This is a genomic window from Ruegeria sp. CDSB113 (assembly GCF_059611045.1).
Genome location: NZ_JBXWOU010000003.1, coordinates 67,358 through 94,233, shown reverse-complemented (window position 1 = coordinate 94,233; position 26,876 = coordinate 67,358). Strand labels below are relative to the sequence as shown.

Genomic DNA, 26,876 nt, shown 5'->3' with positions numbered 1-26,876 from the left:
GCCCCACAAAAAGAACACGAACAAGGGACGGTGGCCCGATGGGGTTCTATTTTGCACAGCTATTGACTGGATTGGCGAACGCTTCCTCGCTTTTCTTGATCGCATCCGGGCTTTCGATCATCTTCGGCGTCACGCGGATCGTGAACTTTGCGCATGGCTCGTTCTACATGGTCGGCGCCTATCTCGCTTACACACTGGTCACACTCTGGAGCGGCAGCATCCTTGGCTTTTGGGTCAGCGTCATTTTGGCCGCTATGATCGTCGGAGTGATCGGCCTGATCATCGAACTCACTATCCTGCGCCGCATTTACCACGCACCTGAGCTGTTCCAACTGGTCGCAACGTTTGGCGTCGTATTGATCTTTCAGGATGGCACGCTGGCGATCTGGGGCGCAGAGGACCTTCTGGGCCCGCGCGCGCCGGGATTGGATAGCGCGGTTCGCATCATGGGTGAACCAATTCCCGAATATGACCTCGCCTTGATTGCTATCGGGCCGGTCGTATTGTTGGCCATCTGGCTGCTGTTTCACAAAACGCGATGGGGTGTTCTGGTGCGTGCTGCAACCCAAGACCGCGAGATGGTCGGGGCGCTAGGCGTCAACCAAGCCTGGTTGTTTTCGGCAGCATTCGTATTGGGGTCATTCCTGGCTGGATTGGGCGGCGCGCTGCAAATCCCGCGCGAGGCGGTATCGCTGCAGATGGATCTGTCCATCATTGGTGAGGCCTTCGTTGTGGTTGTCATTGGCGGTATGGGCAGCGTGTCCGGCGCGTTTGTAGCGGCGGTTCTGATCTCGGTCCTTAACGCTTTTGCCATCCTGATCTTCCCGCAGATCTCAATCGTTTTGCCCTTCGTCATTATGGCGATTGTCCTGATCTTCCGGCCGCATGGCTTGTTCGGCAAACCCGGCAGCGAAAAGGGCGCGCCGGAAGAACCGGACCAACCACTGGCGCTGATGGATCAGAAATCAGCAATGGTGCTGATGGCCGCGCTGCTGGTGCTGGCGCTTAGCCCCTTGTTCACTGCCGATTTCACCTCGGTCCTGATGGTCGATGTGATGGTCGCAACCCTTTTTGCCGTATCTCTTCATTTCATGATGGGTGTTGGCGGCATGGTCAGTTTCGGACATGCCGCCTATTTCGGCGTTGGCGCCTATGGTGCCGCGATGGCGGTCAAATTCCTTGGGCTCGGCATGATCTCGGCAATGCTTTTCGGTCCGGTTTGCGCGGCCATTGCGGCGCTGTTCTTCGGTTGGTTCTGCGTTCGACTATCGGGCGTTTACCTTGCAATGTTGACCTTGGCGGCGGCCCAGATTCTATGGGGTGTCACGTTTCAGTGGCAGGAATTCACCGGCGGGGATGATGGCATCCTTGGCGTATGGCCTGCGAAATGGGCCAGCTCTGACAAGGTTTACTTCTACATTGCCTTCGTCCTTTGTATCGGCGGCATATGGGCTTTGCGTCGTGTGGCCTTCTCTCCATTCGGCTATATCCTGCGCGGCATACGCGACAGCCAGACCCGGGCTGAATCGATCGGCATCGATACCCGGTTTCATCAATGGATGGGCTTTATACTGGCGGGTGGCTTTGCCGGTTTGGCCGGGGTCGTCTTTGCATTCTCGAAGGGCAGCGTCTTTCCTGACAGCCTCGGCATCGCGCTGAGTATCGACGGTTTGATCATGGTTCTTCTGGGTGGCATTCACGCACTGGCGGGTCCCATACTGGGGGCCGGTGCCTTTGTCCTGATCGAGGATTGGGTCACGCGGTTGGACTATTGGCGCTTCATCTTCGGGGCCATCATTCTAATCGTTGTGCTAGTGGCACCGGACGGGATTGCGGGCGGTGTCCAGCGCCTGCTGCGCGGCCTGAAAGGAGGTCGGGCATGACCAACGTTCTGGAAGTCCGCAACCTGTCCAAATCCTTTGGCGGCGTGCAGGCCGTGAAGGATGTGAATTTCGACCTGAAGGAAGGGGAATTCCTTGCCTTGATCGGTCCCAATGGCGCAGGCAAAACCACATGTTTCAACATGTTGAACGGCTATCTTAAACCGAATACAGGCTCGGTATCTTTGCGCGGTCAGGCCCTGATCGGCCACCCACCGCGCAAGATCTGGCGCATGGGCGTCGGTCGAACGTTCCAGATCACGGCAACCTTCCTTTCGATGACCGTTGTGGAAAACGTCCAGATGGCGCTGATCTCACATCACCGCCGGGTGTTCGACCTGTTTTCACGCGCAACGCGGATGTATGTGGATGAGGCTATGGCCTTGCTGGAACTTGTCTCGATGCAGGATCAGGCTGGGCGGGCATGTTCAGAACTGGCTTATGGCGATCTAAAACGGCTGGAACTGGCGATTGCCCTGGCGCATGAGCCCGCCCTTCTATTGATGGACGAACCGACGGCGGGCATGGCACCATCCGAACGGCTAGCCCTGATGGCGCTGACTGCCGAAATCGTGGCCAAAGGCGGCGTAAGCGTGGTGTTCACCGAACATGACATGGATGTCGTTTTTGCCCATGCCCATCGTATTCTGGTCCTGAACCGGGGTGAGTTGATCGCCGAAGGCACAGGGTCTGAAATCCGCACCAACCCGTTGGTCCAAGAGGTGTATCTGGGCGGCGGCTCAGTCTTTGAAGCGGAGAGCGCCCATGCTTGATGTCAAAAACCTTGGCGCCTGGTACGGCCGTGCGCAAATCCTCAATGGTGTTTCGCTGAGGGTCGGCGAAAACGAGGTGGTTGCGCTGATGGGCCGGAATGGTGCCGGCAAATCAACCACCATGAAGTCCATCATGGGATTGGTGCGTCACATTGATGGCACCATCCGCTATGCCGAACGCGAGGTTCAGGGGAAAACCCCTCATGCGATCTGTCGCCTTGGCATGGGTTATGTCCCCGAAGACCGTCGGATTTTCGGAGATCTGACCATCGAAGAAAACCTCGAAGTCGGACGCCGTGAACCACGTCCAGATGCACCCGAATGGACACAGAAACACTTGTTCGAGCTGTTCCCAAATCTGGCTGAGCGTCGCAAGAACCTGGGCAAGCAACTTTCGGGCGGGGAACAACAGATGCTAACCATTGCCCGTACGTTGATGGGCAATCCCAAGCTGGTCCTGTTGGATGAGCCATCAGAAGGGATTGCCCCGGTCATTGTTGAACAAATGGCCCGCGTGATTGCGGAACTGAAGCGAGAAGGGCTGTCGGTGCTGATCAGTGAACAGAACCTGCACTTTGCGCGCATCGTGTCAGACCGGGCTTATATCATCGAAAAAGGCGAAATGCGGTTTGAAGGCAGCTTTACTGACCTCGACGAAAACCCAGAAATTTCAAATACCTATCTTGCCGTCTAATACCTTGGTCTTGTGGGAAGGACATGGCTTTGATTATTATAGTACGAACAATTGAATCAGGCAGGAGCCGTCATGACGGAATCGATTGAAAGCTATGCGCTTGACGAGCAGGTCGGCTATCTGTTGCGGCTGGCCAATCAGCGTCACGCGTCGATTTTCCAGTCACACACATTGGACGGTCTGACGCCCACCCAGTTTGCGGCCCTGATCCGCATTGCCGATTTGGGCAAGTGCTCTCAAAACCGATTGGGGCGGCTGGCGGCGATGGATGTTGCGACGATCAAAGGGGTCGTTGATCGCCTGCGGCAAAAAGGATTTGCGGTTGTCGAACCCGATCCGGACGACAAACGACGTACGCTGATTTCGCTATCCCCCGAAGGCGAGGCCATGGTCGCGCGCATGAAGGATGTTGGTCAGCAGATCACCAACGAAACGCTCAAGCCGCTGACGGCCGCCGAACAGCGCAACCTGATCCGGATTTTGCGCAAAATCTCATGATTTGACGGGCCGTTTGGCAGACGCCTTGTCCAACCGCAATTCAGACCGGGAAAACCGGATCGGAGTGCGCAAGCCGGGCACGCCTTCCGGGTTGATCTGCATCTCGCGATGTTGAATCTGCGGGTCGCTCAGCGCCTCGTGAACTGAATTGATCGGGCCACCGGGCACGCCGTGTTGTTCAAGGGCCGCCAACAGATCGGTCTTGGTCCATTCCAGACAGGAACTCGTCAGCAATTCAGTCAACGCAGCGCGATTTTCCACACGATCCGCGTTGGACATGAACCGTGTATCGTCGATCAACCCTGGCAAGCCCAGTATTTGGCACAGGTTTGCATATTGCCGGTCGTTTCCGCAGGCGATGATGATGTGTCCATCCGCTACCGGAAACACTTGATAAGGCACGATATTGGGATGGGCATTGCCCAATCGCGTCGGGCAATTGCCCGAGGCCAGATAATTCATCGCCTGATTGGCCAAAACGCCCGTCATGCAATCCAGCAGGCTCAGATCCACGTGCTGTCCCTGCCCCGAGCGCTCTCGTTCAGCAAGAGCAGCCTGAATGCCGATCACCCCGTAGAGGCCTGTGAAGATATCTGCAAAGGCGACACCGATCTTTTGGGGCTCTCCCTCGGGGTCGCCCGTCAGGTCCATGATCCCGCTCATCCCCTGGATAAGAAAATCGTACCCTGCCCGATGGGCATAGGGCCCATCCTGACCGAACCCAGTGACGGATGCGTAAACAAGTCCGGGGTTGATCTGTTTGACGCCATCATAATCCAGGCCGAATTTCTTCAGCCCGCCAACCTTGAAGTTTTCGATCAGCACATCCGCATCGCGGATCAGATCCAGCAACTTGGCCCGGTCACCCGCATCCCGGAAATCCAATGCGATACTGTCCTTGCCTCGATTGGCCGCGTGGAAATAAGCGGCTGTCTTGTCGCCATCGCGCTCGATAAACGGAGGGCCCCATTTGCGCGTATCGTCACCCTCGGGGCTTTCGATCTTGAGCACGTCTGCCCCCAGATCAGCCAAGGTCTGCCCGATCCAGGGCCCGGCAAGAATGCGGGCCAGCTCGATCACTTTCAATCCGTGCAAGGGTGTGCTCATGGGTTGAACCTTTCAAAACTCTGCTGCGATCGGCCAACATGTGTCCGGGATCGAATCCTGCATCTCCCCCAACAGCATAAGTCCGATGTTTCGACAACCAGCTTGTCAGTCATGCCACCCTGTCGAAGTGCCTTATTTTCGTTAGTACACTAACTTTTTTCACATTTGGGTCAAGAGTCCGACCCAGGAAAATTTCATTCGTACAGAAACGTATTGACAGGCGCGTATTTCTCACGAATATTCATTCGTATACTAACGAATAGGCACTCCATGACTTACGTCGTCACCGAAGACTGCATCAACTGCAAATTCACCGATTGTGTGGAGGTTTGCCCCGTGGATTGCTTCTACGAAGGGGAAAATACTCTGGTCATCCATCCGGACGAATGCATCGACTGCGGCGTGTGTGAACCAGAATGCCCCGCCGACGCAATCCGTCCGGACACCGAGGACGGGATGGAGACGTGGGTCGAACTGAACGGCAAATACGCAGAGGCGTGGCCCGTCATCACCGAAAAGAAAGACCCGATGCCTGACGCGAACGACTGGAACGGCAAAGAAGGCAAGCTGGCGCTCTTGTCTGAAGCCCCGGCAGAATAGGAGACAAATATGTCGTTGGATTCTACGACCAAAACTGAATTCCCCATTCCGGCGGGCGTGTTCGCCCAAACCGTGACCGAAGTGAAGCATTACACCGACCGGCTGTTCAAATTCCGCATCACCCGCCCGGCTTCCTTCCGGTTTCGGTCAGGTGAGTTTGTGATGATTGGCCTGCCGAACGCGGGAAAACCCGTGTACCGCGCCTATTCCATCGCATCACCCAGCTGGGATGAAGAGATCGAGTTCTATTCCATCAAAGTCCCCGATGGCCCGCTGACCGAACACCTGCAGAAAATTCGCGAAGGTGACACAGTTCTGATGCGCAAAAAACCCACAGGCACGCTGGTCAATGACGCGCTGTTGCCGGGTAAACGGCTTTGGATGTTTTCGACCGGCACCGGCATTGCGCCCTTTGCATCACTGATCCGCGACCCCGAAACCTATGAGAAGTTCGACGAAGTGATCCTGACCCATACCTGCCGGAAGCAGGGCGAGCTGGACTATGGAAAAGAACTGGTCGCGGCGCTCAAATCCGATCCGTTGGTGGGCGAGATGGCGCAGAATTTGCGGCACTACTGCACCCTCACGCGTGAGGATTATCCGTTCAAAGGTCGGATCACCGATCTTATGGCATCGGGCAAAGTGTTTGATGATTTGGAGCTGCTGCCAATCTCACCTGAAACAGATCGCGGAATGATTTGCGGCTCGATGGCGATGCTGCAGGATACCAAGGCCGCGCTGGAAGGGTTCGGTCTGGAAGAAGGTGCGAACAACAAACCTGCAACTTTTGTGGTCGAACGCGCCTTTGTCGCTTGACCAACCGGGGCTCTGCCCCGCCCTACACCGGGATCTGGTGAAACGCTCTCACACCAGATCCCGCGTGTCTCGGGACTTACTGATTGTCCCGCTTTCCTGTCTTGTTCAGAAACGCCTCCATCCCGGCCCGCGCTTCGGGTGAGGACTGGGCAATTGCTGCCGCCAGACTTTCGGTAAAGAAGCCATCACTGGCCGACATGTCGTTGATGCGCGTGATCGCCTGCATCATCATGTAGTTTGACAGCGGCGCATTCTCGGTCACGCGCTTGGCCAGTTCCATCGCCTTGTCGAACACTGTTCCGTCCGGCTCGACATAATGCGCCAGCCCTAGCTGCAACCCTTCGTCCGAGCCATAACGGCGACCGGTCAGCATCATCTCCATCATCCGGCTGGCCCCGATGATCCGGCCAACACGTACCGTTGCGCCGCCGCCGACAAAGATCGCGCGGCGTCCTTCGGGCAGTTCAAAAAACGTATCTTGCTGCGAGACCCGAATGTGGGCGGTCATGGCCAGCTCCATCCCGCCGCCCAAAACACCACCGTTCATTGCGGCGACGACCGGAACCCGTCCGTATTCGATCTTGTCGAAAATCCGGTGCCACAGGCGGCATTCATGCATCGCCCCTGCGGCGTCGCGCATCGAATGTTCCAACAGATCCAGCCCGGCACAGAAATGCTGACCGGAACTGCGGATCACAACGGCGCCGATCTCATCGGGAAGGGTGTCAAAATAGTGCTCGATCTCAAACAGCAGCCCGTGATTGATCGCATTGAACTTGGCAGGCCGGTCCAGCGTCAGGATACCGACCGGGCCGTCTGTTTCCGGGGTGATATGTGTATATTCCATTGCAAAGCCTTACTTGGGTTCCAGACGGATCGCGCCGTCCAGACGCACGCATTCACCGTTCAGCATGGTGTTTTCGATCATGTGCCCTGCCAGGCGCGCAAACTCAGCCGGCTGTCCAAGACGCGACGGGAAGGGAACCTTGGCGCCCAGACTGTCCTGAATCTCTTGCGGCAGCAAATCCATCATCGGGGTCGAGAAGATACCCGGTGCAATCGCCATGACCCGAACGCCCGAGCGCGCAAATTCCCGCGCCGCAGGCAAAGTCAGACTGGCCACCCCACCTTTCGAGGCAGAATAGGCCGCCTGCCCGATCTGTCCTTCAAAAGCCGCCGCCGACGCGGTGTTGATGATAATCCCCCGCTCGTTATCCTCAAGCGATTCATTTTGCATGATCCGCTCAGCCGCCAAGCGCATGACGTTGAAGGTGCCGATCAGGTTGATCTGAACCGTTCTGGCGAACCCGTCCAGCGCGGCCGGCCCGTTGCGCCCAACGATCCGCTCGCCATGTGTGACGCCGGCGCAATTGACGACAACACGGGGCAAACCATTGGCGGCAATCGCCGTGTCCAGCGCCGCAGTAACCTGGGCCTCATTGGTGACGTCGCAAGGCGCGGCTGTTGCCCCCAGTTGCTTTGCGGCCTCGTCCAGCTTGTCGCCGGGCAAGTCGAACAGGGCCACTTTCGCCCCGCATGATGCAAGATACTCGGCCGTCGCAAACCCCAACCCCGAAGCACCGCCAGTCACGATTGCGGATGCGTTTTCGATTCTCATTTCATGTCTCCCTGTGTGCCCCGAACGCCATGACGCAACGAAATCAGGCTTCGGTCTTGCGCGATTTCCTGATGCATCATACCCGTTGAATTCGAACTTAGTGAACGATCAATAATACATTTGCATACTAACAATTTTTTGGATAGCCTGATTTTCAGAATATGCATCATGTCGCGCCCACGGCGACCAGATGACAGGGAGAGGAAAGATGAGCATTTCAGCCCGGCATAGTGAAGACGGTATAGTGCCTATCCAAAAATTCGCGCCCTCAAAGGTGTTGCGTGAAGACCTGGGCGATGGCGCCTTTGTTTTGCGTAGCCCATACCCGCTGAATATGGATGTACAATGCGTTTCTGAATATCTGGAACGCTGGGCGGAAGAAGCACCTGATCGCCTGTTTCTGGCCGAACGTGGGCCAGACGGAGAATGGATCAGCGTCACCTATTCCGAGGCTTTGGCGCAAACCCGCTCACTGGCTGCGTTTCTTCTGAACAAGGGACTGGGTCAAGACCGCCCGCTTTTGATTCTGTCGGGCAATTCGGTCCGGCACGGTCTGCTGATGCTGGCTGCTATGCATGTGGGCATTCCGGTGGTGCCGGTTTCAGTCCCTTACTCTCTGTTCGACGAGTCCCTAGCCAAACTGCGCCATATCGTCCGGACCACAAATCCCGGCATGGCCTATGCCGATGATGCCAAGAGCTTTGCCCATGCTTTTGAATTTCTCGCCTCGGAAGGCATCGAACGGCTGTCGGACAATGGCGCACTGACCTTTGAGCACGCCCTAGAAGCCACAGCTGGCGAACCGGTTGCCCAAGCGCGGGCCACGATTGACCATGACACGCTGGCCAAGATCCTGTTCACCTCTGGCTCAACCGGGTTGCCCAAGGGCGTCATCGTAACGCAGCGCATGATGTTGGCCACTCAAGAAGCCGTGGTGCAGATTTGGCCGTTTCTGGAAAGCGCCCCACCTGTCGTGGTTGATTGGCTGCCCTGGAACCATACGTTCGGCGGCAATTTCAACTTCAACATGATGCTGCGCAACGGCGGCAGCTTCTATGTCGATGATGGCAAACCCGTGCCGGGTGAAATCGAAAAGACAATTCGCAACGTGCGCGACGTATCACCCACTCTGTTCTTCAACGTCCCGCGCGGCTTTGACATGCTTTTGCCAGTCCTGCGCGAGGACGAAGCTTTTCGCAGCGCTTTTTTCAAGCGACTTGATCTGATCTTTTTCTCTGGTGCGGGGCTACCCGACCATCTTTGGGAAGGTCTAGAACAATTGGGCGTGCAGGAACGGGGCGAGAAAATCCCGTTTGTAAGCGCCTGGGGCCTGACCGAGGCGATGATGGCCACCTGTGTGCACTTCCCCATCGACAAGGCAGGCGTCATCGGGGTGCCGGGTCCGGGATCCGAGCTGAAGTTTCTGCCCAATGGTGGCAAGCTGGAAATGCGGGTCCGCGGACCGCATGTGACAACAGGTTATCTGAACAACGTCGAAAAAACCGCCGAGGCGTTTGACGAGGAAGGGTACTTTCTGACCGGCGACGCGGGTCGCTTGCAAGATCCAGATGACCCATCAAAGGGCATCTTATTCGATGGCCGCATCTCTGAGAACTTCAAACTGATGACCGGCACTTGGGTCGCCGTCGGCAACTTACGTGTTGCGTTACTGCAGGCGCTTAGCCCGATTGCCTCGGATGCCGTCATTACCGGCCATGACCGGACCGAAATTGGTGCCTTGCTGTTCCTGAATGCAGAAGAATGCAGGGCCCTGACTGGGCAGGACGACACTTTGGTCGGCTATGCCGATGATCCGACTGTGCGCGCCTTCATCACCGAACGTTTGGCTGCATACAATGCCGGGCAAACCGGAAGCGCCACACGCGTGAAGCGCGTTCGCATCGAACACGACGCCCCGTCGGTTGAAAAGAATGAGATCACCGACAAAGGCTATATCAATCAACGCCTTGCGCTAGAGCTTCGGGCTGACGCGGTCACCGGATTGTATGAAGGGTCCGAGGATGTGATCCTATCAGGAAAGGCCACCACATGATCGACTACACCGCCTCTGAAGCCGAGATTGCATTCGTCCTCAAGCATATCGGCCGACCCGAGCGGCTGCCAGATTGGAGCGACGATCTGGCCGAAGCTGTAATCCCTGCCTTAGGCCGCTTCATCAATACCGAGATTGCCCCTTTGGACATGATCGGCGAGGAACAAGGCGCGCGTCTGGAAAATGGCCGTGTGCGGATGCCACCGGGCATGGTTGCCGCCTATAAACGCTATGCTGATGCCGGTTGGCCGGGCCTTTGTGCGCCTGAAGAATATGGCGGGCAAGAACTGCCACACATTCTGGGCGCGGTTCTGGCGGATATGCTGGCTGGCGCGTGTATTTCCTATGAGATGGTGCTGAGTCTTGCGCAGGGCTGCATTCGAACCCTGAATGCCTCAGGCAATGACGACCAAAAGGCGCGGCTGTTGCCGCCGCTGGTGTCCGGCGAATGGATGGCATCGATGTGCCTGACCGAACCGGATGCGGGGTCAGATCTGGGTCGGATCAAAACAACGGCTACACCCGATGGCGAAGGTTATGTGCTCAACGGCACTAAAATCTTCATTTCGGGCGGTGACCACGACTATACCGACAACGTCTTGCATCTGGTGCTCGCGCGCACCCCAGACGCAGCGACGGGTGTGCGCGGGCTGAGCCTGTTTGCCTGCCCCGCCGTTTTGCCCGACGGTAAGCGCAATCAGGTGCAAACCGTCCGTATCGAAGAAAAGATGGGGATGCATGCCTCGCCCACCTGTCAGATGGCGTTCGACGGCGCAAAAGCCGAATTGTTGGGCCAGGAAGGCCAGGGGCTGGCCGCCATGTTCACCATGATGAATGCCGAGCGTCTGGATGTGGCCCTGCAGGCTGTGGGCCAAATGGACGTGGCCTTTCAGCGTTCGCGTTTGCATGCCGCAGGTCGGCGCCAGGGCACGACATCAGAAGGCACGGCGTTGATCACCAAACACGGTGACGTTCAGCGAATGTTGCTGGATATCTATGCCTACACCCTGGGATGCCGGGCGATGGTTTATCGCACCTTTGTGGATATGGATTTGGGCGCCGATCAGGGGTTGCTGGATATCCTTACTCCGACCTGCAAGGCCTTCGCGACCGACGCAGTCAACGCGGCCTCAAGCCAGGCGGTGCAAATCCACGGCGGCTATGGATTCTGCAAGGAATACCGCGTTGAACAGATCATGCGCGACAGCCGCATCATGGCAATTTACGAGGGCACCAACGGCGTTCTGGCGACCGGAGTGGCCCGCCGCACGATCCGCGCTAATGACGGTGCGGCAGCGCAGGCTTTTGTCGAATTGGCCTCGACGGGCCCCAGCTCGGTCGAGCTGGCCGATGCGATCGACGCCTGGAAAACCGCAACCCAAGCCATGCAAAGCTATACGGATATCGGTCCGTCGGTCTCGGACTATATCCGGCTGACCGGGTTGGTATATTTTGGTCGAGTTTGGGCGGATCTCGAGGCCGCCGCGGACAACGCCCCGGAACCCGAATTGTTGCGCGCCACTGCGGCCCATGTCCGGGCGCGCATCCTGCCCGAAGCCGGTTTGCTGCGGCACCGCATCCTTAATCCAGAACCCACGCATTCTGCGGCGATCTTTGCCGCGTGAACATCAAGGACGACACATGACTGACTTTACTCTTCCCGAAGCCAGCCCTCAGGCCGACGCGGCATTCCGTTCCGGCCTGGCCGCTGGAATATTTCTGATCCAGCGCTCAAAAACCACGGGTGAATACAATTTCTATCCACGCGCTCTGTCCCCCACCACCGGAGCAGACGATCTGGAATGGGTCGAAGCCTCGGGCCGCGGCACTGTTTTTGCCTCGACCATCATCCGGCGTCCGGCAAAATACGGTGGTGACATCAACAACGTGCTGATTGATCTGGACGAAGGCCCGCGCATGTTCAGCCGCATTGTGGACGTGGACAACGAAGCGATCACCATCGGTATGAAAGTACAAGCCGTTGTCATGACCCCCGACTTCGGACCCAACGCAAAATCCGGCGAGGCCGCCGTGTTCTTCAAGCCCGCGGAATAAGGAATTCAATCATGGCACATGCACTTCGCGGCAAATCCGCAATCGTTGGCAAAGGCTATTGGGGTCTGGGCAAAACGCCCAACACCTCACCAATGGAACTGATCGCCAAAGCCACGCAGAACGCGCTGACCGATGCAGGCATGGACCTGTCCGAGATCGACGGCGTCTGTGGCGGCACTTTCTACCACTTCTTCCCCACTCTCTCGATCGCCGAGTATCTGGGCATCAAGCCAACCTGGGCGAACTCGGACATGGTGGGCGGATCGTCTTTCATGTCCTATCTGGTCGAGGCGACCATGGCGATTCAGGCCGGTCTGTGCAAAAACGTTCTGATCTGCTACGGCTCGAACGCGAAATCCGCGCGCGATCTCAACGGATTGATCGAAACCCCGCAATGGGAACGCGCCTATGAACCGATGGTGCCGGTGCCGGGATACGCCTTTACCGCGCAACGCTATATGCACGAGTTCAACGTACCCAAAGAGCATTTCGGCCATGTCGCCATCTCGGCCCGAAAATGGGCTCAGCTGAACCCCGATGCGACAATGCAGGATGACCTGACGATGGAGGAGTATCTGAACTCGCCCATGGTTGCCGATCCACTGTCGGTTCTGGATTGCTGCCTGATGTCGGATGGCGGGGCTGCGATCATCGTCACCTCTGCCGACCGCGCCAAGGATTATCAAGAAAAGCCCGCCTATTTCCTGGGCGGCGGCAACGCCATTTCCCACCGCGAGATCAGTCAGGCCGCCACGCTGACCACCACCTGTGCCACCGAAAGTTCGAAACGCGCGTTCGAGATGGCCGGCGTCACCACCAAAGACGTTGATGTGGTCGAGCTGTATGACGCCTTCACGATTAACACGCTGCTGTTCCTCGAGGACATGGGCTTTGTGAAGAAAGGTGAGGCCGGGGCCTTTGTCGCCGATGGCAACATCGCACCGGGTGGCTCGCTGCCGGTAAACACAAATGGCGGCGGGCTAGGTTGTGTGCACCCCGGCATGTACGGCCTGTTCTGTCTAATCGAGGCTGCGACCCAAATCCGGGGCGACGGCGGCGATCGTCAGATCGACGATGTGAATATCGCGATTGCCCATGGCAACGGCGGCACGTTCTCGAACGAGTTCACGACCGTTCTGGGCAGCGAAGCTGCGCTTTAAGCGATCAAAATGGGGCGCAAATGCGCGCCCCAAAGCTTGTGATTTTGCCAAAACGATAGAACGCAACCTGCCGAAAACGTACCCTCGGCAAGGGTCATTTAGCGCCTGAAGCAGACAATCCAATTTCGTAATTTTTGGAAAAGCCCTAAGCCCGACCGCCTATCTGGCAGTCGGGCTTAGGCTTCAAACCTACGTTTCCCGTGTCTTTAAACTACAGGTACGCGCGCAGCAGGAGGGGTCGAGCGCGACCGTCCGGTACGCATCTTTCCATCAATCATAACAGCCCCAACTCCGGGGATGTTGCCGACCGCCATGCCTTCCAAAACGTTCTTACCGTCAGATCCTTCGGGGCGGTCCATGAACACCAGATCGGCCGGGCGGCCTGGTGCCACGATCCCTTGTACAAGATCCCGTCTCTTTGCCACGTTTCCGGTGCCACAGCACCACGCTTGTTCAGCAGGCAATCCGCCAATACTGGCCAGCAGAGTTGCCATCCGCAGCATTCCGTTCGGTTGTACGCCGGAACCTGCCGGGGCATCTGTTCCAATCAGGAAATCGGCAAGGCGGCCTTCGGCCAACGCGCCTTCCAATGTGACAATTACCGACTTCTCGTTGCCATTATGTACCGCTTCAAGCGCCCCTTTCGCGTGGCGGCAAAGCTCTCGGATTTCGTCTTGCGAAATTGAGGTTGGCCCACCGTTGATATGGCTGACAACGTCCGGTTGCGCCTCAAGCACGTCCGCTGCACGCACATCATGAGAGCCCGCAATCGAAGGGCCGCCAGTATGCATAATAGTTTCAATTCCCAATTCCCGACACCAGCCGGTGACGCGTGCCGCGTCCGGGCCTTTGGCTACTGTCCCAAGGCCGATCTCACCAATATGCCGGATACCGGCCGCTTTGACGGCGACATAAAAATCGCGATCGAAATCAAGTTCCGGCACCGGCGCGCCCGCCAAAACCTTGGCACCGGACGGGCGGAAATTTGAATAGCAACGTTGTGCCACCATCGCCAACGCCTTGACGCCTTCGGCATCCTTGGGGCGACCAGGCAGATGGACTTCGCCCGCGGATATGAAGCTTGTGACGCCGCCGTTAACATTCATTTCGATCCAGCCGATCTGGCTTTGGCGCGGGGTCCAATCGCCGAAAACCGGGTGGCAATGGCCATCAATCAGGCCCGGTGCGACTGCACAACCAGAGGCATCGATGATGCGATCTGCGTCGCCGGTTTCAAGGCCCACAATCACCCCGTCTTCGATGAGCAGGCAATCACTGTCCGCAATAGGCGAGTCCAGATCACCGGTCAGAAGCAAACCGATGTTACGGATTAGTGTGCGACCCTGTTCCGGTGTGTCTTTTGGTGCGTCAGCCATCTGATCCCCCATTTAGCGTGTGATTTCTGGTTCCTTTTCGGATCAAAAAAAGCCCGCCAAGAAACCGTTCAGCCTTCGCGCTTCATTCATCCATTTTCATTAGTATACAAGCGATATTAGAAGGCCTGTGTCAAGACCTTCTAATTGGTGCGGCGCCGGGAATTGCTGACCCTTGTGCGGTTGAATGACCAGAGCCGACCAATCCTCGCCTGCTGGTAAGAAACCTGCAGTCGTCAAGCCGCCGTTTAGTACCGCGGCTTGGGCGCTGTTGCTTCTATTGCCTCGGCTCAGGAAAACGCCTTGATGACCTTGGCGTAGTTGTCCAGCATCTCAAGCTCTTCATCTTGCGTGAAGTATCCGACGTGATGCCAGACGACGAATTCTTCCGTCCCATATTTCTCTTTCAACGCACCAACCTGATCAATCACCTGGTTTACGGTGCCTTTCCAGACGCGCCCCATCGGCACATGATATGGCGGGGCGTTATAGGCGAAATTGAACAACTCCTCAAAATCGCGATAGTGCTGCTCGGCCTGCGCTTCGGTCGATCCGATGGTCAGATGCCCGCCCAAAACCAGGGTGTTTCCGACCGTCAGATCGGTATGGCCATGGTGGTGCGCTTCTTCCAGATAGATCGGCATCGTCATGTCCATGAATTCATCCTTGGACACAAAAGACACTAGCTTGGCACCTTCCTTGGCCCAGAACTTTGCCGTCTCCATCGACCACGAGAACGGCACGTAAAGCGGCAGAAAATCTCGGCCATCGGTCCGCTTGCGCGGGCGCGGAACAATGCCCATTTTGCGCAACTTACCGTTGTCGTCGACTGCACCTTCGCCGCCATACTTTGCGGTCGGGGGGAAGGGCCATGTGATGTTGTCGGCAGGGATGTTCCAAAATTCGCCATGATGATTGAAGGTTTCGTTGGTCCAGGCCTTTTTGACCACGGCCCAGCTTTCCTCCATCAATCGACGGTTCCGGGCATCTTCCTTGGATCGATCAGATTGGGTTGTCGTGATATCCAGATGCTGCGCCAGTGTATTCAGCCAGCGCGGTGTGTTGCCTCGAACAAAACCACAGAACAATCGGCCACCGGACATGTGATCGATCATTGCCAGATCCTCGGCCAGACGCATCGGGTGATGCGCCGTCAGCGCCATACCCACCTGCCCCACCATCAGGTTCTTGGTGTTTGCAGCGATGTGCATGTTCCACAAAAGTGGGTTGGTCGTGGTTTCGATCCCTTCCACCTGAAAGTGATGCTCGGTCATGCAAAACCCGGCATACCCGTTTTCGTCGGCAAACTTCATCTGCTCGGTTGTCCGCTCCAACAGCGTTTCATACCGATCCGGGTCCGAGCCGGGCAACACGACATCTTCGCCCTTTGAACGCATATAAGGTTGCACAAGGATATGTGTTTTCATGGTATTACCTGAATTTTGTGATCGTTCACTAAATTCTATTCCCTGACGTCTCAACAAAACTTGATTTGGGTCAAGAAACGCAAAAAGGGCGCCCTGTTTCCAGAACGCCCTTTAGCACCGCTGTCTGTAAAGAAGGAGGAGTTACAGACAGCGGTCAGCCCGACATACAACGCCGGGTTCACCGGCCTGCATGATTAATTCGTGGCTGACAGCACGGGGCAATGCCCGCGCCATAAAGGCGCGTGCTGCATCCACCCGATCCGAATAGTATTCTGGCGATTGAGCGCCCGCTGCGGCGGTGGCCACCCGTGCAATCCGGGCGGACATCCAGGCCGATACGCTCAACGCCACGATTTCCAGATAGTCGCACGCTCCGGACAGCACGTCACCTTGCGCCGTGCCCAGCACCCAATCGGTGGAACGTCCAAGCCGGGATGCCGCATCGCGTAAGTTTTTCTCTAAGTCAGAGAGGTCGTTGCCCAGTTTGCCCGCCTCGTCCAGCATGTCGGCCACCAGGCCCTTGATGACGGCACCATTGTCGCCGCGCACCTTACGCATAACCAGATCGCGGGCCTGAACGGCATTGGTGCCTTCGTAGATTTCAGTGATCCGCACATCACGCACCAGCTGTTCGACGCCGTAATCCTTTATGAACCCATGTCCACCATGCATCTGCACAGTCTCATTCGCCATTCGCGATCCCATGTCCGAAAGGTAGGACTTGATGACCGGCGTCAGTAGCGAAAGGCGCGCGTCTGCCACTATGCGCTGCTCGGGCGTTCCTGCCCGATGAGCTTCATCCAGCAGGCCCGCTCCGTAATAGGCCAGCGCACGGGCAGCGTCCATTTCGCCTTGGGCGGTCAGTAGGCGGCGGCGTACGTCCGCATGGGCAATCAGCGGATCGGCAGGACCATTCGGATTCAAAGGTTCCCCGTCCGCGCGACCCTGAAGGCGTTCATGGGCATATGCCGACGCAGTTTGCACAGCGGCCTCAGCTACGCCCAACCCTTGCAGGCCGACCGACAGGCGCGCGGCGTTCATCATCACGAACATCGCGGCCAAACCCTTACCCTCGTCGCCGACGATCCAGGCCTTGGTGTCTTCAAACGAAATCGCGCAGGTGGGTGATCCGTGGATACCCATCTTGTTCTCGATCCCGGCAATGGTGATCGTGTTTTGCTCGCCCGTCGTGTTGTTGTCCGCATTCAGCATGTATTTCGGCGCCAAAAACAGGGACAGTCCACGCGGTCCGGGCTGAGCGCCCTCGACCCGTGCGAGGATCAGATGGGCGACATTTTCCGACATGTCATGGTCGCCCCAGGTGATGAAAATCTTGTTACCAGTGATGGCGTAAGATCCGTCATCATTGCGAACCGCCTTGGTGCGGATCAGGCCCAAATCGGTGCCGCAATGCGGCTCGGTTAGGTTCATGGTTCCGGCCCAGTTGCCGGACGTCAGCTGAGGGCAATAGACCGCCTTCTGTTCGTCCGAGCCATAGGCCATCAGCGCTTCGACAACGCCAAAGTTCAGTTCGTGGATCAGGGCGAAAGCCAGATTGGTTCCGGCCATACCTTCACGCAGGGCGGCGTGCAGGACGAAGGGCAGTTGTTGGCCGCCATATTCTTCTTCCAGCGCCAGCGCGTTCCAGCCGTCTTCGCAGAATACCTTGTAGGCGTCGCCAAAACCGGGTGCGGCATAGACCTGACCATCTTCAAGCCGTGCGCCCGGGCTGTCGCCCGCCTCATTGCAGGTTGCCAGATTTTCGCGCACAAACCCGTTGATCGCGTCAATGACCGCAAAGAACGTATCTTTGTCGCAATGCTCATACCCTGGCAGCGCCAGCGTCTTGTCGAGGTCAAGAACCTCGTCCAACAGAAAAGTAATGTCCCGCTGCGGGAGTTGATAGTCCATACCTATGATCCCTCAGTTTTTAAGCGGCTTGCCGGTCGTCATGGTGTGACGCATCCGTTCAATTGTTTTATCCTGACGGATCAGGCGCATCATGCCTTCGGCTTCCAGCCTGTGCAGCGCCTCTTCGTCCAGAACGCCGCCGTCACCGCCAGCCAGAACGCGCGCTGTTTCAAGGGCAATCTCGACTGTGTAGGGTGCGTCGGGCACTGCCTCTGCCAGCGCGGCCAGCTTCGGCTCCAACGCGGCATTGATTGCAGCGGCATCCAGCGTGATCTCGGCCTTAGGTGCTGGATTGTACGCTTCAGCCAGTGTCAGAGCCGCCGTCTTTGCTTCGGCCAAAAGGCGGTCGCGGTTCATCACCACGCCATCGGTTTGCCGCAAGTAACCCGCGTGCTGCGCCATAGGGGCAGAGCCTGCCATCATAGCGACTGAAATCACGTCGAACGCAGCCTCGGCCCCTTTGACAGCATCACCCAGTTCCGCCGCCTTGAGCAGCAACAGGGCGGTTGTTCCGCCCCATGCAGGCAGCAGGCCGACATTAGCCTCGACCAATCCGACATTGCTTTCCAGAGCCGCCATGACCCGATCCGAATGCATCAGGATTTCGCAGCCTCCACCAAGGGCAAGCCCACAGGCGGCCGAGACAACCGGGAACGGCGCGTACTTGATCTTGCGCATCGTGGCCTGACCGATGGCCAGTTGCCCTTCGACCAGATCCAGTTCCCCCGCATCAGCACGATCCAGCGCTTTTTTCAGGTTTGCGCCCACCGAAAAGTGGTTGCCGTCCGACCCGATGACCATCGCATTGAAATCTCGGCCCACGACGTCCAGTGCTTCGCTCACACCTGTCATCACCTGATCGTCCAAAGCCGCATTAGGTGCGGTGATCGTCAGCAGAGCGACACCCTCACCCATATCGTGCAGCACAACAGCCTCGGTCTGGAACACCGGAGCATCCGTCAGGTCAGATGCAAAGATCACCCCGGGCCCACGCGGCACGTCTGCCTGTTCGCCCGAAGGCAACAGCACCTTACGGTCACGGCCCTGACCTGAATAAATCCCGCCGCGTTCAGCGGCCAGCGCCAGCAAGGGCGGCACATCCTGACCCTCGGCCTTCAAGCGAGCCACAATCTTGTCCGCACCAATCTTGTCGATCAGCTTGAATGGGCCCATGCGCCAATTATACCCCAGCTCCATCGCTGCATCGATATCTGCCGGGTTGGCGGTAATCTCGGGCACGCAATGGGCCGCATAAGACAAAGTCGGCCCCATTACGGCCCAGGCATAATCAGCCAACCGATCACCGGCCTGATCAATGAAGTCGACACCAAAGCTTTTGGCCAACTCCGGACCCTTGGCCTGCGCACGATACTCCAGCATTGCCAGATCGACGGCTTCGGCGACTGGCTTGCCATTATCGGCCTTGGATCTGCGATAGAAACCCGCACCGACCTTGCGACCGGCCAAACCCTTGGCGGCCATCTGATCGAACAGCTCCAAGCCTTCGGTGTGGAATTGCTGCGGATCATCAGCGTCGAGCAGATTGCGCATGGACAGGCGCGATTTGCCCATCAGGTCGATGCCGATCAGGTCCATCAACGCGAATACACCCGTTCCGGGCACGCCGAAGGGACGGGCCAGCACCGTATCAGCCTCTTCGACCGTGATGCCACGTGCCACGGCCTCGCGGGCAGCGGCGTTCATCCACAGCCCGCCCAGACGGTTGGCGATGAACCCGGGGCGGTCGTTGCAGGGCACGACGGTTTTGCCGAGGCATTCATCGCTGAACGCACGCGCACGTTCCGCAGCAGCCGGATCCGTGTCCGGTCCGATCACAAGCTCAATCAGGCGCATATAGCGCGGCGGGTTGAAGAAATGCACGATGATGAAGCGCTTGCGCAGGCTGTTATCCATCTGGCTGACCAAATCGGCCAACGGAATGGTCGAGGTGTTCGAGCTCAGCAGTGCATCGTCGCGCAGATAAGGCGCAATTTTCGCATAGAGCGCGTGTTTGATGGCGAGGTCTTCCAGAACGACCTCGACCACCCAATCACAGGTCGAAAGCTGATCCAGATCATCGTCCAGATTGCCCGCTGTCAGCCGGGCGGCATAGGCCGGGTCGGCCAGTTGCGGCGCGCGGCCCTTGGTCATGCGTGCAATGGCACCTTTGGCCAACATCGAGCGGTCTTCGGCATCCTTTGGTACGATGTCCAGCAAAACGACTTCGGCACCGGCATTGGCGAAATGGGCGGCAATGCCTGCCCCCATCACGCCCGAGCCGATGACAGCAACTTTGTTGATCGCAGTCATTTACAGAACCTCGAACAGACCAGCAGCACCCATGCCGCCGCCGATGCACATGGTGGCAACGATGTACTTCGCGCTGCGTTTCTTACCCTCGATCAGCGCGTGACCGACCATACGCGTGCCCGACATGCCATAGGGGTGGCCCACGGAAATCGCGCCACCATCGACATTCAGGATCTCATTCGGGATGCCCAGCTTGTCACGGCAATACAGAGCTTGCGATGCAAAGGCCTCATTCAATTCCCACAGGCCGATATCGTCCATCTTGAGGCCATTGCGTTCCAACAATTTCGGCACTGCAAACACCGGGCCGATACCCATCTCATCGGGTTCGCAGCCCGCGACGACATAGCCCATATAGCGACCCAGCGGCTCGAGCCCGCGCTTTTCAGCCAGTTTCTCTTCCATCACGACCTGCGCCGAGCCACCGTCGGACAATTGCGAGGCGTTACCAGCCGTGATCCACTTGTCTTCGCCCATGACTGGAGTGAGACCCTGCAGGCTTTCCAGCGTGGTCGAAGGACGGTTGCACTCGTCCTGCGACAGCGTGACCTCTTCATAGGTGATCTCGCCAGTTTCCTTGTTCTTGTTTGCCTTGGTGACCGTGATTGGCACGATCTCGTCATCGAACTTGCCCGCTGCCTGTGCGGCAGCCGTGAGCTGCTGAGATTGCAGGGCAAACGCATCCTGCGCCTCGCGGGTGATGCCATAGCGTTCGGCTACAGTATCGGCGGTCGCGATCATCGGATCGTAGAACCCACGAATGTTCTGCGCGATCCAGTCCTCTTTCAGGCGATAGGTGTTGTCGCGCCCCATAACCAGCGAAATACTTTCGGCACCGCCCCCGACAACCACGTCACAGCCATCCACCATGACCCGAGAACAGGCGCGCGTCAGAGCCTCAAGACCGGACGAGCAGAACCGGTTGATGGTTTGGCCCGATGCGGTCACGGGCAGACCGGCGCGCATGGCGACCTGACGACCAAGATTGCCGCCGTTTGCACCTTCGGGGACGGCATTGCCGATGATCACGTCCTCAATTTCAGACGGGTCAACACCGGCGCGTTTGACCGCCTCGGCGACAGCATGGCCACCATAAACGGCGGGGTGAGTGTCATTGAAAGCACCACGAAAGGCTTTGCCAATTGCAGTGCGGGCGGTCGAGACGATTACAGCAGAACGCATTAGATTGATCCTTGAAGGAAGTATTAGATGTCAGTGGGCAGCTTGTAGTCGGCGTATTGCTCACGCAGATGCAGCTTTGAAACTTTGCCGGTCGCGGTGTGCGGAAGCTCGGCCTGGAACACCACGTCGTCGGGCGTCCACCATTTGGCGATCTGGCCGTCATACAGCGCCAGAATGTCCTCGCGGCTGACATCCGAGCCCTCACGCCTGACAGCAACGATCAACGGGCGTTCATCCCATTTGCAGTGCTTGGCGGCGATACAGGCGGCCTCTAGAATGTCCGGGTGGCTCATGGCGATGTTCTCCAGATCGATCGAGGAAATCCACTCGCCGCCCGATTTGACCACGTCCTTGGTTCGGTCGGTCAGGCGCAGGTAGCCTTTCGGGTCGATGGCCGCGACATCACCGGTGATGAACCAACCGTCGTCGGTAAAGGCATCAGCGCCGGCCCCACCCCAATAGCTTTCGGCAACCCAGTGGCCGCGCACCTGCAACATGCCGGAGGCCACGCCGTCATGCGGCAGCAACTCGCCTTCATCATTAACGATACGCATCTCGACGCCGTAAAGCGCGCGGCCCTGTTTGGTCTTCAGCGCAAGACGGTCGTCGATTGGCAGTTTATCCTCGCCCCATTTGGGCACCGAAAGCGTGCCGACCGGGCTCAGCTCGGTCATGCCCCAGCCATGCACCACGTCGATCCCGTGACCTTTTTCGATCTGCTCGATCAGAGACAGAGGTGCCGCAGAACCTCCCATCATCGCGCGTTTGACCCTTTTTAGCGTGGCGCCCTGCTGATCCAGATATTCGAACAAACCTAGCCAGACAGTCGGCACACCCGAGATCATCGTGACCTCTTCGTCGTCCATAAGTTCGCGCAGCGGGGCCGGATCCATGCCCGGTCCGGGCATAACCAGTTTGGTGCCGTTCATCAGGGCCGCATAGGGAATACCCCAGGCACAGGCGTGGAACATCGGCACCACCGGCAAAGTGGCATCACGCGAGGTGAGCGCCAGCCAGTCGCCGCCGGACACGCCCATGGCGTGCAGCACGGTCCCACGATGGGAATACAAAACGCCTTTTGGATTGCCGGTTGTGCCAGAGGTGTAGCACAGCGCCATGGCCGCGTTCTCATCCAGTTCGGGCCAGTCATAAACCTCGGGCTTGCCCGCGATCAGAGATTCGTAGTCACTGACCGGGGTCTTCATCTGCGGCACCTGATCTGGGCCAGTCAGGCTGAACCAGCCCTGAACGCTGGGGCAACGGGCCGAGACAGCATCGATCAGCGGCGCAAAAGTCGTGTCGAAGAACATATGCGTGTCTTCGGCATCATTGATAATAAACGCGATCTGGTCGGGATGCAGGCGAGGATTGATCGTGTGGCAAATCGCACCGATGCAAGCCAATGCATAATAGAGTTCCAGATGCCGATTGTTGTTCCAGGCCAGCGTCGCGACGCGGTCACCCGGCCCCACGCCCAGTTCGGTCAGAGCGTGCGCCAGTTGCTGGGTCCGTCGCCCCATATCCGCAAAGCTGTAGCGATCAATCGTCATATCCGAGTTGCGCCAGACAATCTCCGCCTCGGAGTGCGCGCGCATGCCATGACGGAAAATGCTGGTCACCGTCAGTGGCATCGTCATGATCTGACCGGGAATCGTCGTTTTTTCTGCGCTCATTTTTTGCCTCTCAATGTGTTTTTCTGCATCTGCGTCCGTCACAGAGGCGCAGGCGGCATTTCCCCGATGTCCTGTTCGATCCGCCACGACAATTGCAAAACGCCCAGATCGTCAAAGCGATGTCCGACCAGTTGAATACCGATCGGCAACCCGTTGCGGTCTAGTCCGACCGGAATGCTGGATGCCGGTTGCTCAGTGAGGTTGAACAGGAAGGTATTGGCCCAGCTTTCGAACGGCTTATCGGGGTCAGACCCCGGCAGGTCGGCAGCAAAGGCGGTGTTCGGTGTCGATGGCAGCAAGACAAAATCATGGCCGTCAATCAGCGCCAACGCACGTTCGCGCAACACCTGCGTGTGGTCGAAATTCCGCTGATGCTCAACAGCGGACAATGCGCGTGCATTGTTGGTCCAGTCGCGGATATAGGGCGTTTTCGCCTGTTCGGCCACGGGTTGGCGCATCAGTTCGGACAGGGTACGTATTTTGTAGAACGCCTCGGCGGGTCCCCAGTCCGTTCGACTGAACGGTGCGGTTTCAAGATAGGTGACCTGAACGCCCATATCCCGCAAAACCTGTGCCGTCCGTTCCAGCGATGCCTGAACATCTTCCGCCACCGGTTCGCCCAAGCCCAGCTGCGGGATAACCAGAACCGACATGCCTTTGCGGTCGCCGCGCGTCAGGCGCGAGACATAGTTCACACCGTCCCGTGCCAAAGCCGCGAAATCGCGCGTATCCTCTCCGGTCAGAACGTTCATATGCAGCGCGACGTCGCCAAAATTGCGGGCCAACGGCCCCGCCGTGATCGCCGGGCTGTTGCAGACGTAGTAGGGCACACGCCCCTGGCTGGGCTTCAGCCCGGCCAGGCCGCAATATGAGGCCGGCAGGCGAATGGATCCCACGATGTCGGTGCCGATCGAAACCGGCTCGATCCCGGCGGCAACACTAGCCGACGCGCCCGAAGATGATGCGCCCGTCGTGCGCGATACATCCCATGGATTGCGGGTTACCCCGTGCTTTGAGCTCACTCCGCCTGCAAGAATGCCATAATCGCACATGGTATTTTTGCCCAGGATCACGGAACCGGCCTCACGCATGCGTGCGACCGTGGGATGATCGGTTGTGCTGACCGATGCCTCACCCGCCGCCGAGCCGCGATAGGCGGGCATACCGATGCAATCCATTGCGTCTTTGACTGTTGTCGGCACGCCATCCAGGGGACCCATTGGTATGTTGTCGTGCCAACGTTTTTCGGACGCCCGGGCCGCTTCAAGCGCGCCCTCGGCATCCACGTGGTAAATCGCGTTGATCCTAGGATTTACCGACTCAATACGGGCCAGCGCTGCCTGCATGACCTCGACCGGAGACAGCTCCAGCCGGGCAAAGGCCTGCACCATGGCACGTGCCGAAAGTTGGGAATATGGGGCGGTCATTCGGGGACTCGATCAGAAAAAGGGGATCAGTCTTCGGTGCGCTGGACGTAATAGACCTTGGCCGCAATCTTCCAGCCCTCGCCGGTGCGGACCAGCGACAGGTAGTCGATGAAGTATCGCGGCTGCACGGCGCAGTCGATCTTGACAAAGGCCGTGTTTGGCCCCGACTGGTCGATCGATATGGTGTGACCATAGACCGGATAGCCTTTGGATTTAGGGCTTTCGCGGCCGCCGATGACCTCTTTGTACTTCTCAAGCGTCATGTGGATATAGCTGCCATCCTCGTTGGCGCAGCAAAGATCACATTCCGGCAGAAACATCTGGTCGGTCTTGCTGATGTCTCCATCATGCAGGTTTTCGATATACGCCTGCATCAGGGTTTCGATCTCGGCAAATGCGGTCATAGGATATCCTCGGTCATGAGTGTCTTGAAACGCAGGTGGGGTTGGATGTCAGGCGGCCTTGTCGGCAAGCTGGTCCTGGCGATACCGTTTGAGGTCTTCGATCGTGCCGACCTTAAGGCCGTGCCGGGCCCCAAATTCCAACAGATCCGGCAGGCGCGCCATTTCACCGTCATCATTCATGATTTCGCAGATCACACCGGAATCCCCCTGCCCGGACAGGCGGGCCAAATCAACTGCGGCTTCGGTGTGGCCTTCGCGTTCCAGCACACCGTGCGGTTTTGCTACCAATGGAAACAGATGCCCGGGCGAAACCAGATCTGCCGAAGAGCCGTTGTCGGAAGCCAAAAGTGCGATGGTCCGCGCCCGGTCGCTGGCGGAAATGCCGGTGGTCGTGCCTTCTTTCGCGTCCACCGAAATGGTGAACGCCGTATGATGAGGATCCGTGTTCAACGCTGTCATGGGGCCAAGGCTGAACTGCTCGGCCCGCTCGGGCAGAATGGCCATGCAGATCAAACCCCGACCAAAGCGTGCCATGAAATTCACCGCGGCCGCATCCGCGCAGGCGGCGGGGATCACCAGATCGCCCTCGTTCTCGCGGTTTTCATCGTCGACAAGAATTACCATACGGCCTTGTTCGCAATCCGTAATGATTTCTTCGATGGGCGACAGCTGGTAAACTTCATGCAGGTCGAACACGGTCTTCCCCTTATCCGTTCAGAGGCTTGATGACGCCTTCGGCAAATTCGATCAGAGCTTCCTGCTCAATCTCGTCGCCAAAGTAGTTCACGTGGTGCCAGACAAAGAATTCGTCGATCTGATACCGCTCGGCCAGTTCACCAACCTGGTCCAGAACCTGTTGGCGCGAACCGTCCCAGACGCGGCCCAGCGGAACGTGATAGGGCGGCGCGTCGTAGGCCGAGAACCACAGGTTGTCGAACATTTCACGGTACTGTTTGGTCTTGGCCGGAGTCTTGCCCATCATCAGATGCGCACCCAGAGCCAGAACGTCGTTGTTGGTGGTTTGAGGCAGCCCGTTTTCATGCGCGGCCTTTAGGCAGTTCTCAAGGATCACCGGCATGAATTCTTCTTTGTCGGCGGTCACGAAGGACACCATTTTGGCCCCTTCCGAAGCCCAGAACTTGGCAGTTTCCATCGAATACGAGAACGGCGCATATACTTTTGGGTGCGGCTTTTGCAGCGGACGAGGCACGATGCCCGATTTGCGCAGGATCTTGTTGCTATCAACAGGGCTGTCACCGCCCCAGAGTTTAGTCGGATTGAACTCCCACTCGACATTCGACGGGAAGTTCCAGAATTCGCCCTGATGTTCGGTCAGATCGTCGGTCCACAGCGATTTGATCAGACGCCAGTTTTCATACAGCGCGCGGCGGTTGCGCTGGTCGGCCTCGGACTTGTCGGATTCAGCCGAGGTGATGTCCAGGTGCTGCCCCATGGTCGCAGTCCAGCGCGGCGTGTTCCCGCGCGAGAAGCCTGCGAAGACGCGGCCGCCGGTCATGTGGTCCAGCATGGCGATGTCTTCGGCCGTCTTGATCGGGTTCATAGCGGTCAGGTTCATCCCCAACTGACCGACTTTGAAGTTCTTGGTGTGCTGGGCGATGTACATGTTCCAGAACAGCGGGTTCGTGGTGCATTCAACGCCTTCGACCTGCATGTGGTGCTCAGTCAGGCAGAAGCCGTCATAGCCAAGCTCCTCAGCAAGGACCATCTGATCACGCATCGTGTGCATCATCTTGTTGAACCGCGCAGGGTCACGTCCAGCAAGCTGAGTGTCCTCGCCATGCTGGCGTGCGAATGGAATGGCGAGAATCTTGAACTTCATGCAGGCGTCCCCCGGGAGCGTGATTGAACGTTCACTAACATTCCCACACGGTCGGCAATTTCGTCAAGCCCCGAA

At 57.9% G+C, this 26,876-nt stretch carries 22 protein-coding genes and 1 pseudogene; 10 read left to right on the top strand and 13 right to left on the bottom strand.

What is annotated here, in order from left to right; genetic code table 11:
- The first annotated feature begins 38 nt into the window (after window positions 1–38).
- From AC2FIS_RS07275 to AC2FIS_RS07260, 4 genes are all read left to right on the top strand, one after another.
- Window positions 39–1,883: an ABC transporter permease gene (locus tag AC2FIS_RS07275; RefSeq protein ID WP_496772611.1), complete on the top strand. Its 1,845-nt coding sequence runs from the start codon at window positions 39–41 to the stop codon at window positions 1,881–1,883.
- Window positions 1,880–2,653, top strand: a complete 774-nt coding sequence (locus tag AC2FIS_RS07270; RefSeq protein ID WP_496721459.1) for an ABC transporter ATP-binding protein — start codon at window positions 1,880–1,882, stop codon at window positions 2,651–2,653. The genes AC2FIS_RS07275 and AC2FIS_RS07270 overlap by 4 nt, the downstream gene beginning before the upstream one ends.
- Complete coding sequence (locus AC2FIS_RS07265) at window positions 2,646–3,347, top strand: ABC transporter ATP-binding protein (RefSeq protein ID WP_496772610.1); 702 nt, start codon at window positions 2,646–2,648, stop codon at window positions 3,345–3,347. Before AC2FIS_RS07270 ends, AC2FIS_RS07265 begins: the two co-directional genes overlap by 8 nt.
- A 72-nt stretch (window positions 3,348–3,419) precedes the next feature.
- Window positions 3,420–3,845: a MarR family winged helix-turn-helix transcriptional regulator gene (locus tag AC2FIS_RS07260; RefSeq protein ID WP_108859585.1), complete on the top strand. Its 426-nt coding sequence runs from the start codon at window positions 3,420–3,422 to the stop codon at window positions 3,843–3,845.
- Here the strand turns inward: AC2FIS_RS07260 and AC2FIS_RS07255 are convergent.
- Window positions 3,840–4,952, bottom strand: coding sequence for a CaiB/BaiF CoA transferase family protein (locus AC2FIS_RS07255; protein WP_496772609.1), 1,113 nt, complete (start codon window positions 4,950–4,952; stop codon window positions 3,840–3,842). The two genes, AC2FIS_RS07260 and AC2FIS_RS07255, sit on opposite strands and share 6 nt — an antisense overlap.
- A 270-nt stretch (window positions 4,953–5,222) precedes the next feature.
- Between AC2FIS_RS07255 and fdxA the strand changes: the two genes are divergently transcribed.
- Together fdxA and AC2FIS_RS07245 are read left to right on the top strand one after the other, a co-directional pair.
- Window positions 5,223–5,552, top strand: a complete 330-nt coding sequence (fdxA, locus tag AC2FIS_RS07250) for a ferredoxin FdxA (RefSeq protein ID WP_496772608.1) — start codon at window positions 5,223–5,225, stop codon at window positions 5,550–5,552.
- Window positions 5,553–5,561: 9 nt separating this feature from the next.
- Entirely contained in the window at window positions 5,562–6,368 is an 807-nt protein-coding gene (locus tag AC2FIS_RS07245) for a ferredoxin--NADP reductase (protein WP_496772606.1), read from the top strand.
- Between the two features lie 76 nt (window positions 6,369–6,444).
- On the opposite strand, the gene AC2FIS_RS07240 is transcribed toward AC2FIS_RS07245, so the two are convergent.
- Complete coding sequence (locus AC2FIS_RS07240; RefSeq protein WP_496772604.1) at window positions 6,445–7,215, bottom strand: crotonase/enoyl-CoA hydratase family protein; 771 nt, start codon at window positions 7,213–7,215, stop codon at window positions 6,445–6,447.
- Between the two features lie 9 nt (window positions 7,216–7,224).
- A complete protein-coding gene (locus AC2FIS_RS07235; RefSeq protein WP_496772602.1) occupies window positions 7,225–7,986 on the bottom strand; it encodes an SDR family NAD(P)-dependent oxidoreductase in 762 nt (253 codons plus the stop codon).
- A 208-nt stretch (window positions 7,987–8,194) separates the two neighbouring features.
- Between AC2FIS_RS07235 and AC2FIS_RS07230 the strand changes: the two genes are divergently transcribed.
- The 4 genes from AC2FIS_RS07230 to AC2FIS_RS07215 are packed head-to-tail and all read left to right on the top strand — an operon-like array spanning window position 8,195 to window position 13,254.
- Window positions 8,195–10,039, top strand: coding sequence for a feruloyl-CoA synthase (locus tag AC2FIS_RS07230; protein WP_496772601.1), 1,845 nt, complete (start codon window positions 8,195–8,197; stop codon window positions 10,037–10,039).
- On the top strand, window positions 10,036–11,664 hold the full coding sequence (locus tag AC2FIS_RS07225) for an acyl-CoA dehydrogenase family protein (protein ID WP_496772599.1): 1,629 nt from the start codon (window positions 10,036–10,038) through the stop codon (window positions 11,662–11,664). Before AC2FIS_RS07230 ends, AC2FIS_RS07225 begins: the two co-directional genes overlap by 4 nt.
- 16 nt (window positions 11,665–11,680) lie before the next feature.
- Window positions 11,681–12,094 carry a Zn-ribbon domain-containing OB-fold protein gene (locus AC2FIS_RS07220; protein ID WP_496772598.1) on the top strand — a complete coding sequence of 138 codons (414 nt, stop codon included), beginning with the start codon at window positions 11,681–11,683 and terminating at the stop codon, window positions 12,092–12,094.
- An 11-nt stretch (window positions 12,095–12,105) separates the two neighbouring features.
- Window positions 12,106–13,254: an acetyl-CoA acetyltransferase gene (locus AC2FIS_RS07215; RefSeq protein WP_496772597.1), complete on the top strand. Its 1,149-nt coding sequence runs from the start codon at window positions 12,106–12,108 to the stop codon at window positions 13,252–13,254.
- 206 nt (window positions 13,255–13,460) lie between these two features.
- Here the strand turns inward: AC2FIS_RS07215 and AC2FIS_RS07210 are convergent, their stop codons facing one another.
- The 10 genes and pseudogenes from AC2FIS_RS07210 to AC2FIS_RS07165 all read right to left on the bottom strand — a co-directional run bounded on the left by AC2FIS_RS07210 (window position 13,461) and on the right by AC2FIS_RS07165 (window position 26,801).
- Window positions 13,461–14,630 (bottom strand): amidohydrolase family protein, encoded by a 1,170-nt coding sequence (locus AC2FIS_RS07210; protein WP_496772596.1) that lies wholly within the window; start codon window positions 14,628–14,630, stop codon window positions 13,461–13,463.
- Between the two features lie 287 nt (window positions 14,631–14,917).
- Entirely contained in the window at window positions 14,918–16,054 is a 1,137-nt protein-coding gene (locus AC2FIS_RS07205) for an LLM class flavin-dependent oxidoreductase (RefSeq protein ID WP_496772594.1), read from the bottom strand.
- Window positions 16,055–16,195: 141 nt separating this feature from the next.
- Window positions 16,196–17,965, bottom strand: a complete 1,770-nt coding sequence (locus AC2FIS_RS07200; protein ID WP_496772592.1) for an acyl-CoA dehydrogenase family protein — start codon at window positions 17,963–17,965, stop codon at window positions 16,196–16,198.
- A 12-nt stretch (window positions 17,966–17,977) separates the two neighbouring features.
- A complete protein-coding gene (locus AC2FIS_RS07195) occupies window positions 17,978–20,275 on the bottom strand; it encodes a 3-hydroxyacyl-CoA dehydrogenase/enoyl-CoA hydratase family protein (RefSeq protein WP_496772591.1) in 2,298 nt (765 codons plus the stop codon).
- Entirely contained in the window at window positions 20,276–21,457 is a 1,182-nt protein-coding gene (locus tag AC2FIS_RS07190) for an acetyl-CoA C-acyltransferase (protein ID WP_496772590.1), read from the bottom strand.
- Between the two features lie 23 nt (window positions 21,458–21,480).
- Entirely contained in the window at window positions 21,481–23,130 is a 1,650-nt protein-coding gene (locus AC2FIS_RS07185) for a long-chain-fatty-acid--CoA ligase (protein WP_496772589.1), read from the bottom strand.
- Between the two features lie 38 nt (window positions 23,131–23,168).
- Entirely contained in the window at window positions 23,169–24,557 is a 1,389-nt protein-coding gene (locus AC2FIS_RS07180; RefSeq protein ID WP_496772587.1) for an amidase family protein, read from the bottom strand.
- A gap of 26 nt (window positions 24,558–24,583) precedes the next feature.
- Window positions 24,584–24,961 (bottom strand): nuclear transport factor 2 family protein, encoded by a 378-nt coding sequence (locus tag AC2FIS_RS07175; RefSeq protein WP_496724773.1) that lies wholly within the window; start codon window positions 24,959–24,961, stop codon window positions 24,584–24,586.
- Between the two features lie 75 nt (window positions 24,962–25,036).
- A pseudogene (gene ribB / locus AC2FIS_RS07170) lies at window positions 25,037–25,657 on the bottom strand (3,4-dihydroxy-2-butanone-4-phosphate synthase); the annotation flags it as partial.
- 10 nt (window positions 25,658–25,667) lie between these two features.
- Window positions 25,668–26,801 carry an LLM class flavin-dependent oxidoreductase gene (locus AC2FIS_RS07165; protein ID WP_496724771.1) on the bottom strand — a complete coding sequence of 378 codons (1,134 nt, stop codon included), beginning with the start codon at window positions 26,799–26,801 and terminating at the stop codon, window positions 25,668–25,670.
- Window positions 26,802–26,876 lie beyond the last annotated feature (75 nt).

Bases quoted from the DNA above. Each gene is read 5' to 3' on its own strand.
- AC2FIS_RS07275 (WP_496772611.1), top strand. From the start codon at position 39: ATGGGGTTCTATTTTGCACAGCTATTGACTGGATTGGCGAACGCTTCC.
- AC2FIS_RS07270 (WP_496721459.1), top strand. From the start codon at position 1,880: ATGACCAACGTTCTGGAAGTCCGCAACCTGTCCAAATCCTTTGGCGGC.
- AC2FIS_RS07265 (WP_496772610.1), top strand. From the start codon at position 2,646: ATGCTTGATGTCAAAAACCTTGGCGCCTGGTACGGCCGTGCGCAAATC.
- AC2FIS_RS07260 (WP_108859585.1), top strand. From the start codon at position 3,420: ATGACGGAATCGATTGAAAGCTATGCGCTTGACGAGCAGGTCGGCTAT.
- AC2FIS_RS07255 (WP_496772609.1), bottom strand. From the start codon at position 4,952: ATGAGCACACCCTTGCACGGATTGAAAGTGATCGAGCTGGCCCGCATT.
- fdxA (WP_496772608.1), top strand. From the start codon at position 5,223: ATGACTTACGTCGTCACCGAAGACTGCATCAACTGCAAATTCACCGAT.
- AC2FIS_RS07245 (WP_496772606.1), top strand. From the start codon at position 5,562: ATGTCGTTGGATTCTACGACCAAAACTGAATTCCCCATTCCGGCGGGC.
- AC2FIS_RS07240 (WP_496772604.1), bottom strand. From the start codon at position 7,215: ATGGAATATACACATATCACCCCGGAAACAGACGGCCCGGTCGGTATC.
- AC2FIS_RS07235 (WP_496772602.1), bottom strand. From the start codon at position 7,986: ATGAGAATCGAAAACGCATCCGCAATCGTGACTGGCGGTGCTTCGGGG.
- AC2FIS_RS07230 (WP_496772601.1), top strand. From the start codon at position 8,195: ATGAGCATTTCAGCCCGGCATAGTGAAGACGGTATAGTGCCTATCCAA.
- AC2FIS_RS07225 (WP_496772599.1), top strand. From the start codon at position 10,036: ATGATCGACTACACCGCCTCTGAAGCCGAGATTGCATTCGTCCTCAAG.
- AC2FIS_RS07220 (WP_496772598.1), top strand. From the start codon at position 11,681: ATGACTGACTTTACTCTTCCCGAAGCCAGCCCTCAGGCCGACGCGGCA.
- AC2FIS_RS07215 (WP_496772597.1), top strand. From the start codon at position 12,106: ATGGCACATGCACTTCGCGGCAAATCCGCAATCGTTGGCAAAGGCTAT.
- AC2FIS_RS07210 (WP_496772596.1), bottom strand. From the start codon at position 14,630: ATGGCTGACGCACCAAAAGACACACCGGAACAGGGTCGCACACTAATC.
- AC2FIS_RS07205 (WP_496772594.1), bottom strand. From the start codon at position 16,054: ATGAAAACACATATCCTTGTGCAACCTTATATGCGTTCAAAGGGCGAA.
- AC2FIS_RS07200 (WP_496772592.1), bottom strand. From the start codon at position 17,965: ATGGACTATCAACTCCCGCAGCGGGACATTACTTTTCTGTTGGACGAG.
- AC2FIS_RS07195 (WP_496772591.1), bottom strand. From the start codon at position 20,275: ATGACTGCGATCAACAAAGTTGCTGTCATCGGCTCGGGCGTGATGGGG.
- AC2FIS_RS07190 (WP_496772590.1), bottom strand. From the start codon at position 21,457: ATGCGTTCTGCTGTAATCGTCTCGACCGCCCGCACTGCAATTGGCAAA.
- AC2FIS_RS07185 (WP_496772589.1), bottom strand. From the start codon at position 23,130: ATGAGCGCAGAAAAAACGACGATTCCCGGTCAGATCATGACGATGCCA.
- AC2FIS_RS07180 (WP_496772587.1), bottom strand. From the start codon at position 24,557: ATGACCGCCCCATATTCCCAACTTTCGGCACGTGCCATGGTGCAGGCC.
- AC2FIS_RS07175 (WP_496724773.1), bottom strand. From the start codon at position 24,961: ATGACCGCATTTGCCGAGATCGAAACCCTGATGCAGGCGTATATCGAA.
- AC2FIS_RS07165 (WP_496724771.1), bottom strand. From the start codon at position 26,801: ATGAAGTTCAAGATTCTCGCCATTCCATTCGCACGCCAGCATGGCGAG.